At 43.0% G+C, this 386-nt stretch carries 1 protein-coding gene; it reads right to left on the minus strand.

Annotation, left to right across the window (positions count from 1 at the left end):
- A partial coding sequence (gene cysD, locus HC176_RS17340) for a sulfate adenylyltransferase subunit CysD (protein WP_167920257.1) occupies positions 1 to 386 on the minus strand: 386 nt, incomplete at both ends.

Raw genomic sequence — 386 nt, forward strand, 5'->3', positions numbered from 1 at the left:
GGTAATAGTAATATCACCTAAAGTTCTAAAACGAATTTTTTTCTTTTCGGCTTTCTCTCCCTCTTCAAGCTTCAGGAATTCAGAAACGGGTATCCAGGAATTGTTTCTCCACACCACTTCCCGCTCATGGGCGATGTATAGCGAAGGAATTTTTATATTTTCTCTTTTAATATAGTTCCACACGTCCATCTCGGTCCAGTTGCTTATGGGGAAAGCACGGAAATGTTCTCCTTCAAAGTGCTTTCCGTTGAGCAGATTCCATAACTCCGGTCGCTGATTTTTTGGGTCCCATTCCCCGAAATCATTGCGGTGAGAAAAGAAGCGTTCCTTTGCTCTTGCCTTTTCTTCATCTCTCCTTCCTCCGCCAATAGCGCAGTCAATCTTAT

This window comes from Tamlana crocina (assembly GCF_012037625.1).